Source organism: Microbispora sp. KK1-11 (genome assembly GCF_006874435.1).
Taxonomy (GTDB): domain Bacteria; phylum Actinomycetota; class Actinomycetes; order Streptosporangiales; family Streptosporangiaceae; genus Microbispora; species Microbispora catharanthi.
Genome location: NZ_VIRJ01000036.1, coordinates 26265 through 41404 on the forward strand (window position 1 = coordinate 26265; position 15140 = coordinate 41404).

Sequence of the window (15140 nt, forward strand, 5' to 3'; positions counted from 1 at the left end):
TTTCCGCGCTTCCGTACCATCAAGGCATGCAGGCGATCCGGGTGGTCCTGGCCGACGACGAACCGGTGATCCGGGCCGGGGTGCGGGCGATCCTGGCGGCGGACCCGGGCATCGACGTGGTCGCCGAGGCCGCCGACGGGCGTGCGCTGGTGGACGCCGTCCTGGCGCACCGGCCCGACGTCGCGCTCGTCGACATCCGGATGCCCGGCCTGGACGGGCTGGCCGCCGCGGCCGAGGTGCGCAGGACCGCCCCCGGCACCGCCGTGCTGATCATGACGTCCTTCGGCGAGGACGCCTACGTCGCGCGGGCGCTGGGCGACGGCGCGGCGGGGTTCCTGCTGAAGACGGGGGATCCGCGCGAGTTCCCCCTCGGGGTGCGGGCGGCGGCCGAGGGCGGGGCGTATCTGTCGCCGCCGGTGGCCGCGCGGGTCATCCGGGGACTCGCCGGCGACCGGCTGTCGCGCGCGGCCGCGGCCCGGGAGCAGGTCGCGGCGCTGACCGGCCGGGAGCGCGAGGTGCTCGCCCTGGTCGGCGAGGGCATGTCGAACGCGGGCATCGCCGCCCGCCTGCACCTCGCCGAGGGCAGCGTCAAGACCTACGTGAGCACGATCATGGGAAAGCTCGGCGTGCCCAACCGGGTGCGGGCGGCGGTCATCGCCCATGAGGCGGGACTGGCGGGCGGGCGGTAGTCAGCACCGCCGCCAGCGCCGGTCGCCGCCGCATCGCGGAGACCAGGGCGGTCGCGGGGTTCCGCAGGGCCAGCAGGACCAGCGGCGCGATCAGCGCGCCGAACAGCAGCCCCGCCGCCACGTCGTGGGGGTAGTGGACGCCGACGAAGACCCTGGAGAACGCCTCCAGCAGCGCGAGCACCGGCGCCACCACCGCCATGCCGCGCCACAGGGCGACCAGCGCGACGGCCGCCGCCGCGGCGAAGGTCGCGTGGTTGCTCGGCAGCGACCAGTCGCCGTACGGCGGGCAGTGCGCCACGGTGACCACGTCGGGCAGGTCCCAGCAGGGGCGCCGCAGCCGCAGGACGCTTTTGACGCCTTCGCTCGCGAGGTAGGCCGTCACCACCGCGACCGGTGCGAGCAGGGCGAGCGCCATCCTGCGGTCGTCCCCCCGCCGCGCCCGCCACCAGCCGAAGACGAGGAACGCGAAGAGGATCGCGGGGACGGCGTCCGTCGCGATCTCCGCCGCGTCGCGCACCCACGCGGGGGTGTGGAGGGCGAACGCGGTGACCTCCCGGTACCACTCGGCGCTGATGTCCGGGACGTCCTCGATCTCGTTGCCCACCGGTTCCCCTCCGTGCTGCGTCCCGCCGGCCCGTCCGGCCCCTCGACCCTAGGGACCGGACGCACGGCGGGCACTCGCGGAAAGTCGCCGGTGACCCTTCACTTTCGTCAATGTTCCGCCGGGACCGCCGCCCCCCTGCGCGTGAACCGCGCGTACGCCAGGGCGGCGCCGCCGACCAGCAGCGGCCAGACGAGGTAGACGCCCGACGCGGCGACCAGCAGGGCGACCGCCACGAGCGCGAGCAGGGCGGCGGCCCTGGCCCGGCCGCGCGGCAGCAGCCGGATGGCGGCCGCCACGCCGATCGCGTAGACCACCACGAACGACCCGTTGGTCATCAGCACCAGGGGACGGATGCCCGTCTCCGCCGCGTACACGACGGCGAGCGCCAGGAAGGACAGCACGGCGACGACCGCGAGGCTGCGCCGGGGCACCTCCCCGGCGACGCTGCCGCGGGAGAGCCAGCCGGGCAGGGCGCCGTCGCGGCCGAGGGCAGAGCCGAGCTTGGCCGCCCCGGCCCAGTACGCGTTCATCGCGCCGAGCGTCAGCAGCAGCGCGGCCACGGCGGCGAGCAGCCGGGCGTTGCCGCCGAGGCCGAGGGCCAGCAGGTCGCCGAGGGGCGCCCGCGCGCTCCCGGCGGCCGGGCCGAGGACGGCGACGGTGGCGAAGGCGACCGACAGGTACAGCACGCCGACCAGCACGACGGCGGCCGCGGCGGCCCTGGGCAGGTCCCTGGACGGCCTGCGGAAGTCGGCGGCGAGGTGCGTGATCGCCTCCCAGCCGGCGAAGCTCCACACGAGCAGGGCCGCCGCCGGGGCGATGGCCGTCCAGCCGTGCGGGGCGAACGGCCGCAGGTTGGCCACATCGGCGTGCGGCAGCGACAGCGCGACGGCGACGACGAGCAACGCGACGAGCAGCCCGGCCAGCCCGAGCTGGACCCGGCCGGTCACCCGCAGACCGGAGGCGTTCGACACGGTCACGATCGCCATCAGCCCCGCCGCCGTCAGCGTCGCGGTGCCGGTCCCGCCGCCCACCGCCGCGGCGACGTACTCGCCGCCGAACAGCGCCGCGGCGGCGGCGCTGGGCGGGATCGCGAAGTAGAAGCACCAGCCGACGACGACCGCGGCCCGGTCCCCGAAGGCGAGGCGGGCGTAGGTCGACACGCCGCCGGAGTCGGGGTGGCGCGCGCCGAGCGCCGCGAACGCCGCGGCCAGCGGGGCCGACAGCACGACCAGGCCGAGCCAGGCCAGCAGCGACGCCGGCCCGGCCGCCTGGGCCGCGAGCGCGGGCAGGGCGATGACGCCTGTGCCGAGCACCGCACCGACGTACATGGCGGTGCCCTGGGCCGCCGTGAGGCGGCCCGCCGGTGCGGTGGCGGGTGTGACAGCAGGGGTGACGCTCGTCTGAGTCATGCGCGTTCACCTTCCAGTCAGGGAAGTGGCCGGCCGGGAATGTCCCGGCCGGCCCAGGTCGTGGAGCTGTCTCAGGCGGAGGTGCTGAACTCGAGGCTGGCGGGCAGGTCGGAACGGCGGGTGACGTTGAGCTTGCGATAGATGCGGGTCAGGTGCTGCTCGACCGTGCTGACCGTGATGTACAGCTTGTCGGCGATCTCGCGGTTGGTGTATCCGACCGCCGCGAGCGAGGCCACCCGGCGCTCGGCTTCGCTCAGCGTCCCGGGGCCGCTGTCCGTGCGGGGCGGCTCGGCCGGCTGCCCGGGACCGCCCTGGGTGAGCGCGTTGACCAGCGGGACGGCCTCGCACTCCTCCGCGATCCGCTGGGCCTGCCTGGCGACCGTACGGGCGCGGCGCAGCTCTCCCACCGCCTGGTAGGCGTCGGCCAGGTCGACCAGGGCCCTGGCCAGCTCGTACTGGTCGCCGCTCGCCTGGAGCATGTCGGCGGCGCGGCGCAGCAGCGCAGGACGCTGCCGGGGCTCGCTCGCGGCGGCTGTCAGGCGCAGGCCGGTGCCGCGGGCGCGGACCGGGCCGGGGGCGCAGCGCGCCACGTGCTCGTCCAGCAGCGGCCGGGCCCGCTCCGCGCGGCCCATGCCGATCAGCGCCTCGGCCGCGCCCGTCCGCCAGGAGACCAGCCCCGGCGAGTCGAGGCTCCAGGAGCCCATCAGCTCGCCGCACGTCTGGAAGTCGCGCAGCGCCATGCCGAGGTCGCCCGTCGCCAGGTGGTAGCGGCCCCGCGCGTTCAGGTAGTGCAGGCCGTATCGGGTCTGGAGCATGGCCTCGGGCACCGGCTGGTTCACCAGCTGCACGGCCTCGTCCAACCGGCCCATCGCGGTCACCGCCGTCAGCAGCACCGACAGCGGGCCGCCGACCGCGACCCCCCAGCTCGTCGGCGGGATGAGCCGTACGGCCATCTGGGCGAGGCCCTCGGCGCCCTCCAGGTCGCCCTGCCGCAGGCTGATCTCGGCGCGCAGCGCCGCGAGGCGGGCCTGCCTGCTGGGGGCGCGCCGGCTGGCGGCCTCCTCGAAGAACAGGTCGCACCAGGGGGCCGCAAGGTCGGACCGCTCGCCGTAGATCAGCGCGAGCAGCGCGCACTCGACGGCGTCCATCGACATGTCGTCGAGGCGGGAGCCGCGCAGGATGCGCTCCACGTCGGCCAGCGTCTGCGGGTGCGGGCCCTTGGTCAGCACGGCCGCGAGCGCGGTGGCGGCCTCCAGCCGGCCGATGACCGGCGCGGACGGCGGCGCCTGCGTGCTCATGTCGGTGACCCTCGGGATGTGCGCCAGGAACGGCGTGTAGGAGCAGCGCAGCCACGGCCGGGCGGCGCGGATCTCGGCCACGGTCTCCGCGTCCATGATCGAGCCGATCCTGCCCAGGTGGTCGAGCACGTCACGGGCGTCGTCGAAGCGGCCGTGCCACAGCAGCGCCTTGGCCAGCACGACCGCGTCGGAGCCGCGCAGGTGGCCGCGGTGCATGGCGTCGGTGAGCTCGTCGAGGTGGGCCGCGGGGGCGCTCGGGTTGAGCCGCCACTCCGCCCGCACCAGCGTCGTCTTGATGGTGGCCCTGCGCTGGTCGTCGGTGCACGCGCCGTCGGCCAGCCGCAGGTAGTCGACGGCGGGCTCGACCCGTCCCTCGCTGAGCGCCTGCCGGGCCGCCTCCTCCAGGATCGGTACGGCCCACGAGCCCCCGTTGTGCGAGGCGGCCAGCAGGTGCTCGGCGATCACGGCGGCCGGGGCGCCCTGGCCGTACGCCAGCTCGGCGGCCCTGCGGTGCAGGTCCGTCCGGTCGTGCCGGTCGAGGTCGGCGAGCACGGCGGCGCGCGCCTGGGGGTGGCGCAGGTGCAGGTCGGCGCCGACCAGCCCGGCGTTGTGCAGCGAGTTGAGCGCCTGGACGACGACGCCGGCGTCGAGGTCGAGCAGCCGGTCGAGGTGGCCGGGGTCGTCGGCGACCGCCAGGCCCCGCGCGACGCGGGCCGCGAGCGGGTGCCCGCGGCGCAGGCACGACTGCACGGCCTGGCGGTAGGCGTCGCCCGCGACGATCTCGTCCGGCTCCGCCGCCGGTTCGCTCTCGGCCGGGGCGCCTCCGGCGTCGGCCGCGGCGAGGTGGTCCTCGATGAGCGCGCCCACGAGCAGCGGGTTGCCGCCGCTGACCGCGTGCCAGTCCGCGGCGAGCCGCCGGGCGACTTCGTCACCCACGATGTCGGCGGCCATGATCTCTACGCCCTCGCGGGACAGGGCCGACAGCGGGAGGCGGCGGCAGTGCGGCTGGCGCAGCAGCTCGGTCTGGAACAGCGACGGGGCGTTCCACGTCTCCTCCGACTGGCTGAAGATCGCCAGGATGTGGGCGAAGCGCAGCCTACGGGCGAGGTAGGCCAGGCAGAGCTGCGAGGCGCGGTCGGCGTGCTGGATGTCGTCCACCACGATCATGAGGGGGTGCCGCTCGGCGAGTTCCAGCAGCACCATGCACAGGGCGTGCACGATGTGGGCGTCCACCTGGTCGACGTAGTCGGCCAGCGGGTCGGCCGACATGGCGCAGCGGGCGCCCTCGTGCAGCAGGTTGCGGGTGCGCTCCTCCTCGTCGGGGGTGAGCGGCGCGTTGTGCAGGATCTGCGACAGCACGGCCAGCGCCAGTCCCGACTCCGACTGCGAGCAGGTCGCGGTCAGCGGCAGCGCGCCGTGCTCCAGCGCGTCCTCGACCAGAGTGTTGAGCAGTGCGGTCTTCCCCGTCGCGACGGGTCCGCCGACGATCGCGATCTTTCCTCTGCCGGTGACGGCGTCGGCCAGCATGTCCTCAAGGGAGGCCAACACCTCTTCCCGCTCCACCAGGGCCATAATGAGCCTCCCGAATTCCGTTCGATTCTCGGCCGCACGGCCGGTTCACAATTGCCGTGACTTGTGTAAAGGTTCTGGGTTGAGCCGCGTTCAGGCGACGAGCCTCATTCGCGGGGAAACGCTCTCGCCGGCCCGCTCCCCCGCGCCTTCCGCGTCCGTTTCGCCGGCGCGGGCCAGCGCCGAGCGGACGGCCGCGAAGGACGCGGCGACCACGTCGTGGTCGAGGCCCACCCCCCAGACCTGCCGCCCGTCGATCACGCACTCGGCGTAGACCGCGACCTCCCGGTCCTCCGCGCTCCCGGCCGCGGCCTCCACGCCGGTGCGGTGGACCATCTGCACGTCCACGTTCCAGACCGCCAGCCGGGCGCCCAGGGTGCGGATGGCGTCGGCCCGCGGCCCGGCGACGTCGAAGCGCGCGCCGTCGACGTACAACGTGGTCTGCAGCGGCCGGCCGCCGAGCCCGAGCGGGACGGTGATCTCGGTCCGCGACAGGTACTCCTCGTCGAACAGGTCACGGACGACGGCCGGGGTGATCTCCCCGCCCGAGCCGTCCGCGTGGGCCTGCACGACGCGGGCGAACTCCACCTGCAGGTTCTTGGGCAGGTTGAGCCCGTGCCAGGCGCTCAGGATGTAGGCCACGCCACCCTTGCCCGACTGGCTGTTGATGCGCACCACCGCCTCGTACGTGCGGCCGACGTCCTTGGGGTCGATCGGCAGGTACGGCATGCGCCACGGCAGGTCGTCCACGCTGACGCCGGCCTCGCCGGCCTCCACGGCCAGCGCGTCGAAGCCCTTCTTGATGGCGTCCTGGTGGGAGCCGGAGAAGGCCGTGTAGACGAGGTCGCCGCCGTACGGGTGGCGGGGGCTGACCTGCATCTCGTTGCAGTACTCGACAGTGCGCCGGATCTCGGTGATGTCGGAGAAGTCGATGCCGGGGTCGACACCGTGGGTGTACATGTTCAAGCCGAGCGTGACCAGGCAGACGTTGCCGGCCCGCTCGCCGTTGCCGAACAGGCAGCCCTCGATCCGCTGGGCGCCGGCCAGCAGCGCCAGCTCGGAGGCGGCGACGCCGGTGCCCCGGTCGTTGTGCGGGTGGATCGACAGGCAGACGTGCTCGCGGTGGGACAGATTGCGGTCGAGCCACTCGATCTGGTCGGCGAAGACGTGCGGGAGCGACCGCTCCACCGTGGTCGGGAAGTTGAGGATGATCTCCCGGCCCTCCTCGGGCTGCCACACGTCCATGACCGCCTCGCAGACCTCGAGCGCGAACTCGGGCTCGGTCTCGTTGAACAGCTCGGGCGAATACTGGAATCCCAGGTCGCAGTCGCCCAGGGTCGCCTCGGCGTACTTCATCATCAGGCGGGTGCCCTCGACGGCGAGGTCCCTGCACTCGTCGCGGGTCATGCCGAAGACCACCCGCCGGAAGAGCGGGGCGGTCGCGTTGTAGAGGTGGATGTTGGCCCGGGGAGCGCCGGCCAGGCTCTCCACGGTCCGCCGGATCAGCTCGTCCCGCGCCTGCACCAGAACCGAGATCCGCACGTCGTCGGGGATCCGGTCCTGCTCGATGAGCATGCGCACGAAGTCGTGGTCGTCCTGGCTCGCCACCGGGAACCCGACCTCGATCTCCTTGTAACCCATCCGTACGAGCAGGTCGAACATCGCGAGCTTGCGCTCCGGGCTCATCGGGTTGACCAGCGACTGGTTGCCGTCGCGCAGGTCGGTGGACAGCCATCGCGGGGCGGCCTCGATCGTCCGGTCCGGCCAGCGCCGGTCCGCCAGGCGGACGGGGGTGAAGGCCGAGTAACGGGAAGGAGAGCTGCTCATGAGGAATTCCTTTCTCATCGGCGACCGTGCCACCGAATTCGCGACCGACCGTTTTCCGAAAAGCTGTCCGCGAATCGCGCCGACTTCCTTCCGGGAAGGCCGTCCATATTGCTGGTGATTCGCTGACCGGTACGTCGCCGAAGCTACAAGCGCCCTGGTCAAGGGGCAAGGGAGAAGCAACTAGAGTGCGCCCCGTGTCACCCGTACGATCGGTAGGGGTATCGAAAGTTGTAGGCCCGGTACAACCTCCCGGGCGGCCCTCTTAACGCCCCCCTGAACCGGACACATACTCCGAGTCATGTCGATCAGCAGAGCAGCATTCCCGGCAATTTCGATTTCGCCTTTCCGAATCCTGGGAATGTGCGTGACCGAGGCGCGCCCGTCCGTTCTGGCCATCTTCTTCCTGCGGTTCGCCGCCGGCGCGGCCCTGGACGCGGGACTCGCCCCCGCCGACCCGTTCCGCCTGGTGGCGGGGGCCCTGGTGTGGCAGTGCGCGATCTTCTTCGTCTACCTGTTCAACGGCGTGATGGACGTGCGGGAGGACCGCGTGAACGGCTCGCGCCGGCCGATCGCCCGCGGCGACCTCGACCCCGCCCTCGCCCGGATCATCGCCTGGGCCGCCGCCGCGGCCGCCCTGCTCGGCGCGCTGCTGCTCGGCGGCGCGATGATCTGGCTGGTCATCGCGGTGCTCGCGCTCGGCTACCTCTACTCGGCGCCGCCCTTCCAGCTGAAGAAGTGGTCCAGCGCCACGGTGGTGGTCGGCGGTCTGTCCGGACTGCTCTCCTACTGCGCGGGCTACACCTCGTGCGGGACCGGCCCCGCCGGGCAGGCGGTGATCGCGCTGCCCGCGTTCGCCGTCGCGGCCTCGCTGTGGATGGGCCTGGTCGGCACACCGGCGAAGGACCTGCCCGACATCGCGGGCGACCGCTCCGCCGGTCGCGTGACGTTCGCGGTGAGCCGCGGAGAATGGCCGGTCAGGCTGCTGCTGTCGGCGGTCGCCACCTCCGTCGCGCTCGCATTCTGCGCGGTCGAGCTGCTATTGCGGGTGCCGCTCGGCATGGCGCCGGCCGCGATGCTCACCGGCGCCTCGCTGCTCGTCGTCGTCACCCTTACTCCGCTTTCCCGGGGGTCCCGGGTGCGCCGCCGCCTGCCCTACCGGGCGTTCATGACGACGCAATACGCTGTGCATTTGGCTGTTCTTCTCCCGCTGGTGTCACAATTCTTATTGTCTGGGCGTTCGGCTTAGTCCAGGATGGAGGCACTCGTCCGCTTCCTCTCGGAGGGTCCATTGGCGGGAGATGGAGAACTGGGACCGGCGGTCCCGGACTTCGAGGGATTCCTCGAAGCGCATCGCTCCGAGATTCTGGAAGCGTACGCACGGAACCTTGCGGCACTGAACAGCCCGATCAGCCGCGATCCGATCGCCCTGCGGCAGGCGCTGGCGAACGCGGAGCAGATCCTCGACGACGTCGCGGAGACGCTGCGAGCCGGCAGCATCAGGGTGGGCGACTCCTCCAAGATCATCGCCTGGGAGGTGGGGGCGACCAGGGCGGCGAGCGGGGTTCATCCGGACGAGTCGCTCCGCGCGGCGTCGGTGTGGTTCCAGGCGGTCGTGACCTGCCTGCTGGAGCGCATGCCCGGCGACGCCGAGTCCATGCGGCTGCTCACGCTGGTCGTGCTGGGGCTGGAGCGCAGCATCACGACACGGATCAGGGAGGCCTCGGCCAGCTACTCCAGCTTCCTGCTCGACAAGGTCCACGAGGCCCAGGTCGAGGAGCGCCGCAGGATCGCCCGCGAACTGCACGACCGGCTCGGGCACGGCCTCAGCGTCGCCCACCGGCAACTGGAGCTGTACGACCTGCACCGGGCGAGCAAGCCCGCGACGGCGACCGCCAAGGTGGAGACCGCCCAGCAGGCCATCCTGGAGACCATGCAGAACCTGCGCGCGGTCACCAGCGATCTGCACCCGCAGGAGCCGCTCAACAGCCTGGAGAAGGCCCTGCTGTACTACCTCGAGACCGCGGACATGGAAGAGGTGGACATCCGGCTTCGGGTCAGCGGGGACGAGACGTGGGCCTCTCCCGCCGTGCGCGACGAGTCCTTCCTCATCCTGCGTGAGGCGACCAGGAACGCGCTCAAGCACGGCAGCCCCACCAAGGTGCTGATCCGCGTCGACTTCGCCCCCCACGAGCTGCGGGCGTCGGTGGAGGACGACGGCCTGGGCTTCGCGGAGGGGCGCAGGCGGTCGGACGGGGTGGGCCTGATGTCGATGCAGGAACGCGCCGCGATCATCGGAGGAACGACCACCATCACGAGCAGGCCAGGCAACGGCACGCACGTCGAACTGTACGTGCCGTTCTCGGGGCTCACCGCATGAGCGAGCGGAGCAGTGTGATTCGCCCATGCGACCCCGAGCCGCCAGGCGAGGGGGCAAAATGAGCAAATCGGACAGAATGATCAGCATCGCCGTCGTCGACGACCATGCGCTGTTCCGGGAGGGCCTGCGCGAGATCCTGGAGGCCCAGGACGACTTCGAGGTCGTGGGCGAGGCGGGCGACTCCGACGGGGCGGTGGCCCTGGTCGAGCGGGAGCGGCCCGACGTGGTCCTCCTCGACGTCGAGATCCCCGGCGACGACGCCACGCAGACCGTGGCCCGCATGCGCACGATCTCGCCCGAGTCGCAGATCATCATCCTCAGCATGTACGACGGCCCGCAGCTGCTGAGCCGCCTGCTGGCGGCGGGCATCCGCGGCTACCTGCTCAAGAGCGTGCACCGCCAGGAGCTGGTGTCGGCGGTCAGGAGCGTCAGGGACGAGCCCGACCGGCTCGTGCTCGCCGTCTCGCGCGACTCCTTCGCCCAGGTGCAGGGGGGCGGGTCGAAGGTGGTGCTGACCGACAGGGAGCGGGAGATCCTCGAACTCGCCGCCCAGGCGCTGAGCAACTACCAGATCGCCACCCGGCTCACGCTCACCGAGGCGACGATCAAGCGGCACCTGCACAACATCTTCACCAAGCTCGGCGCGGTCTCCCGGATCGACGCGGTCAACAAGGCGCTGGCCGCCTCGCTCATCTCGCCGCGCCGCGACCAGCCGGCGCCCCGCCCCCGGCCGAACACCCCGGGGCTACGGGGGCAGCGCTCGTTCCCCTGAGCCTCAGCCCTCCTCCAAGGGAAGCCCAGTCCTCCTTCAGAGGAGATGCCCTCAGTCCTCCTCCAGAGGAAATGCCCTGGCGAGGCTGGCCTTGACCGGCTCGGGCAGCAGGATGCCGGTCGCGGTGAGGTTCATCTCCAGGTGAACCAGGTCGCGCGTGCTCGGCACCGGCACGATGTCGTCGCCCCGCCCCAGCAGCCAGGCGATGGCCAGCCGTCCCATTCCGACGTCCATGTCGGCCGCCACCCGCTGGGCGTCGCGCAGCCGCAGCAGCTCGGATTCCAGGCTCTCCGGGGAGAAACGCGGGTCCAGGCGGCGCACGTCCCCCGGGCCGAGCTGGACCGGCGAGGTGATCCGCCCGGTCAGGAAGCCCCGGCCGAGCGGCCTGCCGGCGACGACGCCCATCCCCAGCTCGCGCGCCAACGGCAGCAGCTCCCGCTCCGCCCGGCGCTGCCACAGGGAGTACTCCACCGCGACGGCGGCGACGGGCCGCGCCGCGTGCGCGCGCCGCAACCGGTTTCCGTCCAGCCCGCGGACGCCGATGTGCGCGATCTTCCCGGCGTCCTGGAGACGGCCGGCCACGCCCATCGTCTCCTCGATCGGCGCGCCGGTGGCGCCGGGGTCCACCACGAACAGGTCGATCCGCTCGATCCCCAGGCGGGCCAGCGACGCGTCGCAGGCGCGGCCGAGGTCCTCGGGACGGGACACACAGTCCCGCCCCTCCCATCGGGCGGCACCGTCCCAGCGAACCGCGCCAGCCCCTCCAACCGCACCGGGACCGGCCGCGATCAGGGCCTCGTCGCGCCGGTGGGCGACGGCCTTGCCGACCAGGCGCTCGGCCTCGCCGTCGGCGTCGATCAGGTCGATCAGCGACACGCCGCCGTCGAGCGCGCGCAGGACGACCCGCATCGCCTCATCGGGGTCCGCCGGGCCGTACGCGCCGGTCAGCGCGGTGCAGCCGAGCCCGAGGCTCGTGGAGACCAGGCCCTGCCCGCCGAGGCTCACGCGCCGCATGACGCCACCCGGGACCGGCGTGGCCGTGACCGTTTGAAGGGTTTCGATATCGCTTCGTCATTCACGTGGACACCGCTGGAAGTAATGGAGGTACGAGAAACGCGAGGATGCACCCGATACCACTCAGATTGCACGAGGCGGATTTTCCACCCCTATTTTTCCCTACCGCTACGGCCGTTCGCGCTACAAATCTGGCAAATCATCGGCCAGATATGATGGCATTTCGGCCACGGAACCGCCGAACACGACGAAGCGGCTGGCGAGGTGGCCCGCGTGGGGGTTGCGGGCGCCGTGCCGGACGCCCGGCGGCGCGTAGACGCCGTCGCCCGGCCCCAGGTCCACCCACCGGTCGTGCAGGTAGAACTGTCCCTCGCCCTCGAAGACGAAGTACGCCGCCTCGCTCCCCTCGTGCGGGCGGACGCCGAGCGTCTCCCCCGGCAGCATGATCCCGCAGCGCAGGCAGAGTCCGGCATGGCCGGCCGCCGGCCGGAACAGGACGTTCGCGGCGGGCGGGGTCAGCCAGGTCTCGCCGTTCCACAGCGAGCGGAACCGGGCCGGGCCGGTGCTGGGCCGGCCGGTGCCGGGTCGGCCGGTGCTGGCCGTGCCGCCCATGGACGGCACGGCGCTCCAGATGTAGACGGTCATCTCCCGGTCGCCGGCCGACAGGGAGTACGTACTGCCCATGGGCGAGTACAGCGCCGAGGCGGCGCGCATCCGGCTGATCTCGTAGCCGACGGTGCCGACGCCCGCGCCTGCCAGCACGACCGCGATCTGCTCGGCCGCCGCCGCGTTCGGCGGCGACCACTGGCGGCCCGCGGGGATGCGGACCGCGTCGACGGCGGAGTGCCGCGCACCGATGTCCGGGCCGACAACCGGGCTCACCCAGCAGTCGCCGTGCCGCCGATACTCCAGGTCCGCGCCCCGCACCACCGTGCCGGTCTCTTGCCTGGTGCCGATCGCTTGCGTGGTCAGGTTCATCGGGTCTCTCCCTGATCACGCCCGCGCGAGTTCGGCGCGGGCGGCGGAGGGGGTGAGGATCGCGTGGTACTGCCAGATGATCACAAGGCCGAAGACGCCGTACAGCGCGGCCATGCCCCACGGAGGAAGGACCGAGCCGATCGTGATGCACAGCGACGCGACGACCAGGGCCACGCGGATGTTGAGGTTGTAGACCGCCATGTAGCGGGTGCGGGACGCGGCCGGGACCATGTCGGCGAGCAGGGCCTGCCGCACCGGCACGTCCATCAGCTCGCCCACGGTGAGCACCAGCGCGGCCACGAGCAGGATCCAGCCGGTGTCGCTGACGGCCAGCACCATGTATCCGGCGGTGAACAGCCCCGCCCCGGCGTACATCCGCACCCGGTCGGGCACCCGGCGCAGCACCAGGTGGGCGACGAGCGCGAGCGCCACGACCAGCACGGTGTTCTCCGCGCGGAGGATGCCGAGCATCTCCACGCCGTCCACGCGGACCGACCACGAGCCGATCGACAGCAGGTTCTGCGCCGGCAGGTCCCTGGCCAGCCGTACGCCGATGTAGTTGATCAGTTGCAGCTCGATGGACATGAACAGCGTGGCGGCCACCAGCAGCCGGCCGAAGGCGCGGTCCTGGAGCACCAGCCGGTAGCCGTTGGCGAAGTCCCGCAGGATCGACCCGCGCGGCTCGGCCGCGACGCCGGTCTCCCCCTGCCCGGTCTCCCCCTGCCCGGTCTCCTCCGGCTTGGTCTCCGCGATGAGGAAGTACGTGGCCGCGGCGATCGCGACCGTACCCACGGCGGCCAGGGTCAGCAGCAGCGTGAAGTGGCCGTTGTAGAGGAAGCCGCCGAGCAGCGCGCCGAAGGCCAGCGCGAGGTTGATCGACCAGTAGTTGATCGTGTAGACGAGCTTGCGGCTCTCGGGGGTCGTGACGTCGAGGATCATCGCGTCGTTCGCCGGCATCGCGAAGCTCGCGGCGAACTTGTTGACGAGGTAGCCGCAGTAGACGATCGCCGGGCTGTGCCAGGCGGACGAGTCGGCGACCGCCATGAGCGCGAACGTCAGGCAGACGCCGGTCTCGCCGAGCAGCAGCGTGCGCCGCCGCCCGCGTGCGTCGGACATGTGCCCGCCCGCCAGCGTGCCCACGACGCCGAGCACCATGACGGTCACGACCAGCACGCCCGCGACCGCCACGCCGTACTCGAAGGCGAGGTAGATGGCCATGAACGACATGACCATCGAGTCGAGCAGGCGCTGCAGGAAGCCGACCGCGATGCGGACGCGCAAGTTTGGATGAAGCACTGCGGGGTGGAGGGCGGCCAGGTTCATGAGGTCACGCCCGCCCCGGCCACGACGGGCTCGCCCACCTCGGCCCGTACGAGCGAGTGGACGTGCCGCGCCCGCGCGACGGCCTGCTCCTCGGTCTCCCCGGTCACGACGACGAAGCCGTGCCGGGTGCGCCAGTCCACCGTCTCCGGGATCCGGTCACCCGGCCGGAACGGGAACTCCAGCATGTCCACGAAGTCGAGCGCCCTGGCCTCCTCCACGCCGGAGACGGCGCGGACCTCGCCGGGGGTCAGGCTGAAGTACGAGATGTGGGCGACCGCCCGGCGCTCCACCGTGCCCGGCGACCGGCCGTCGAGGATCCGGAAGACGGCCCGCTCGATGTCGAGCCCGGTGGCGAGCTGCACCAGGCGCGGGATCTGGTCGCCGCCGAGCCGCGCCTGTGACTCGACGATCCGGGGACCGGCGGCGGTCCAGATGATCTCGGTGTGGGCCGGACCGGTCTGGTAGCCGGTCAACCGCAGCATCTCGATCGTCAGCTCGGCCATCGCCGCCGTGTCGGGCCCGGCCTGCGCGGGGTGCACGTGCCCGGCCTCGACGAACAGCGGCGGCGGGCCGAGCACCTTGCGGGTGACGCCGACCACCTGGTGGCGGCCGTGGTCGCTGAGCGACTCCACGCTGTATTCGGGACCGCGCAGGTACTCCTCCACGAGAACCGGGCCGCCGTAGCCGTACGAGTCGAGCAGCGCGCCCCATTCGTCGACCTGGCCGGGCTCGCGCAGCAGGTAAACGCCCCGGCTACCGGCCAGCTCGGTCGGCTTGACGACCACAGGCAGCTCGAAGCCGTCGAGCAGGGCGGGCACGTCCTGCCAGCGCGCCGCGTGGGCGAACCGCACCGGCGACAGGTCGTGCTCGGCGAGCAGCCGCCGCAGCTGGAGCTTGTCGTTGAGCAGTTCGATCGAGCGTGCGGGGTTGACCGCCTTGCCGAGGTCCTCCGCGATGCGGTAGGTCGCGAGCATGCTCTCCTCGGCCCCGATGTGGTAGACGAGGTCGGCGCCGAAGTCGCGCACGGCCTGCCGTACGGCCCGGTCGAACGCGACGGGGTCGGCGAAGTCGGCGAGCACGAAGGCGTCGGCCAGGTCGGCGATGCCGGCCAGGTATTCCGGCGTCTGCAGGGTGGGATCCCAGACCGCGCAGATCCGGTGACCCTCCTCTCGGGCCTTGATGACGAACGCCCGGTAGGGCATGACCATGACGAGATCGCTCACCGGGATCCTCCCCTCTTTCTGCTGGAAGCGGCTGTGGTGGATACGGATGAGTCAGTA

The 15140-nt window shown here is 72.3% G+C and carries 12 protein-coding genes; 4 read left to right on the top strand and 8 right to left on the bottom strand.

Annotated elements, in window-relative coordinates; genetic code table 11:
• Positions 1-26 precede the first annotated feature (26 nt).
• Positions 27-689, top strand: coding sequence for a response regulator transcription factor (locus tag FLW16_RS36305; protein WP_142565212.1), 663 nt, complete (start codon positions 27-29; stop codon positions 687-689).
• Here FLW16_RS36305 and FLW16_RS36310 read toward each other — a convergent pair.
• The 4 genes from FLW16_RS36310 to leuA form a co-directional block, all read right to left on the bottom strand.
• Entirely contained in the window at positions 652-1293 is a 642-nt protein-coding gene (locus tag FLW16_RS36310) for a phosphatase PAP2 family protein (protein ID WP_260615977.1), read from the bottom strand. The two genes, FLW16_RS36305 and FLW16_RS36310, sit on opposite strands and share 38 nt — an antisense overlap.
• Before the next feature lie 107 nt (positions 1294-1400).
• Positions 1401-2702: an APC family permease gene (locus FLW16_RS36315; protein ID WP_142565213.1), complete on the bottom strand. Its 1302-nt coding sequence runs from the start codon at positions 2700-2702 to the stop codon at positions 1401-1403.
• A gap of 71 nt (positions 2703-2773) precedes the next feature.
• Entirely contained in the window at positions 2774-5572 is a 2799-nt protein-coding gene (locus tag FLW16_RS36320; RefSeq protein WP_142565215.1) for an AAA family ATPase, read from the bottom strand.
• A gap of 90 nt (positions 5573-5662) precedes the next feature.
• On the bottom strand, positions 5663-7396 hold the full coding sequence (leuA, locus tag FLW16_RS36325; RefSeq protein WP_185949745.1) for a 2-isopropylmalate synthase: 1734 nt from the start codon (positions 7394-7396) through the stop codon (positions 5663-5665).
• 364 nt (positions 7397-7760) lie between these two features.
• Here leuA and FLW16_RS36330 point away from each other — a divergent pair, with 364 nt between their 5' ends.
• Genes FLW16_RS36330 through FLW16_RS36340 form a run of 3 tightly spaced genes read left to right on the top strand, consistent with a single transcriptional unit; the run spans position 7761 to position 10545 of the window.
• Positions 7761-8642 (top strand): UbiA family prenyltransferase, encoded by an 882-nt coding sequence (locus tag FLW16_RS36330; protein ID WP_185949746.1) that lies wholly within the window; start codon positions 7761-7763, stop codon positions 8640-8642.
• Between the two features lie 42 nt (positions 8643-8684).
• Complete coding sequence (locus FLW16_RS36335; protein ID WP_185949747.1) at positions 8685-9773, top strand: sensor histidine kinase; 1089 nt, start codon at positions 8685-8687, stop codon at positions 9771-9773.
• 58 nt (positions 9774-9831) lie between these two features.
• A complete protein-coding gene (locus tag FLW16_RS36340; protein ID WP_142565223.1) occupies positions 9832-10545 on the top strand; it encodes a response regulator transcription factor in 714 nt (237 codons plus the stop codon).
• A gap of 51 nt (positions 10546-10596) precedes the next feature.
• On the opposite strand, the gene FLW16_RS36345 is transcribed toward FLW16_RS36340, so the two are convergent.
• The 4 genes from FLW16_RS36345 to FLW16_RS36360 form a co-directional block, all read right to left on the bottom strand.
• Entirely contained in the window at positions 10597-11559 is a 963-nt protein-coding gene (locus tag FLW16_RS36345; protein WP_142565225.1) for an aldo/keto reductase, read from the bottom strand.
• Positions 11560-11742: 183 nt separating this feature from the next.
• A complete protein-coding gene (locus FLW16_RS36350) occupies positions 11743-12537 on the bottom strand; it encodes a cupin domain-containing protein (RefSeq protein ID WP_142565227.1) in 795 nt (264 codons plus the stop codon).
• A 15-nt stretch (positions 12538-12552) separates the two neighbouring features.
• On the bottom strand, positions 12553-13818 hold the full coding sequence (locus FLW16_RS36355) for an MFS transporter (RefSeq protein ID WP_221891456.1): 1266 nt from the start codon (positions 13816-13818) through the stop codon (positions 12553-12555).
• 38 nt (positions 13819-13856) lie between these two features.
• Positions 13857-15083, bottom strand: coding sequence for an ATP-grasp domain-containing protein (locus FLW16_RS36360; protein ID WP_142565231.1), 1227 nt, complete (start codon positions 15081-15083; stop codon positions 13857-13859).
• Between the last annotated feature and the right edge of the window lie 57 nt (positions 15084-15140).

Excerpts from the sequence above, each read along its gene's own strand:
- FLW16_RS36320 (WP_142565215.1), bottom strand. The coding sequence starts at position 5,572 with ATGGCCCTGGTGGAGCGGGAAGAGGTGTTGGCCTCCCTTGAGGACATG.
- leuA (WP_185949745.1), bottom strand. The coding sequence starts at position 7,396 with ATGAGCAGCTCTCCTTCCCGTTACTCGGCCTTCACCCCCGTCCGCCTG.
- FLW16_RS36340 (WP_142565223.1), top strand. The coding sequence starts at position 9,832 with ATGAGCAAATCGGACAGAATGATCAGCATCGCCGTCGTCGACGACCAT.
- FLW16_RS36305 (WP_142565212.1), top strand. The coding sequence starts at position 27 with ATGCAGGCGATCCGGGTGGTCCTGGCCGACGACGAACCGGTGATCCGG.
- FLW16_RS36345 (WP_142565225.1), bottom strand. The coding sequence starts at position 11,559 with ATGCGGCGCGTGAGCCTCGGCGGGCAGGGCCTGGTCTCCACGAGCCTC.
- FLW16_RS36315 (WP_142565213.1), bottom strand. The coding sequence starts at position 2,702 with ATGACTCAGACGAGCGTCACCCCTGCTGTCACACCCGCCACCGCACCG.
- FLW16_RS36350 (WP_142565227.1), bottom strand. The coding sequence starts at position 12,537 with ATGAACCTGACCACGCAAGCGATCGGCACCAGGCAAGAGACCGGCACG.